General features: G+C 63.1%; 1 rRNA gene and 1 pseudogene. One reads left to right on the top strand and one right to left on the bottom strand.

Annotated features, from left to right (window positions below):
• Positions 1-275 (top strand): annotated as a pseudogene (locus tag M8J74_RS44240) (hypothetical protein); the annotation flags it as partial.
• Between the two features lie 87 nt (positions 276-362).
• Here M8J74_RS44240 and rrf read toward each other — a convergent pair.
• Positions 363-479: ribosomal RNA gene (rrf, locus tag M8J74_RS44235) — 5S ribosomal RNA — on the bottom strand.
• Positions 480-564: the final 85 nt, after the last annotated feature.

Here is a 564-nt window from a genome sequence, read left to right as displayed (position 1 = left end):
CTACGATCGTCGCGCCGGCCGTACCCGCCACCGCGGTTGTCGTCACGACGGAAACCGCCACGGTCACCGTCCCGACGCTCGCCGCGGTCATCGCCGCGTCGGTCGTCGCGACGGCCATAGCCACCACCACGGTTGGTGTCGTCGCGACGGAAGCCACCACGGTCACCGCGGTCGGAACCGCCGCGGTAACCACCACGGCCGCCCCGGTCGCCACTGTCCCGTCGCCGCTGGTCGCGCTCCGGTCGGTCGTCGGGAGAGTTGGTGGACATGGGTGACTCCTGTCTTCGGTACCGCAAGCATTGTAAAAACAAAAGGACCCCTGGTCCCAGCTGAACGCTGGGACCAGGGGTCCTCCAAAGATTGTTCGGCGGCGTCCTACTCTCCCACAGGGTCCCCCCTGCAGTACCATCGGCGCTGTAAGGCTTAGCTTCCGGGTTCGAAATGTAACCGGGCGTTTCCCTTACGCTATAACCACCGAAACCCTAATGGTTTCGAGCGAACAAGCACACTTTTCTGTTATGCGTTCTGCTCTGTACCGGCAACGGTCGTTGCCTCAGAACTAAC

The sequence above is a fragment of the Streptomyces panaciradicis genome (assembly GCF_023516615.1).
Classification (GTDB): domain Bacteria; phylum Actinomycetota; class Actinomycetes; order Streptomycetales; family Streptomycetaceae; genus Streptomyces; species Streptomyces panaciradicis.
This window is presented reverse-complemented; position numbering and strand designations above follow the sequence as displayed.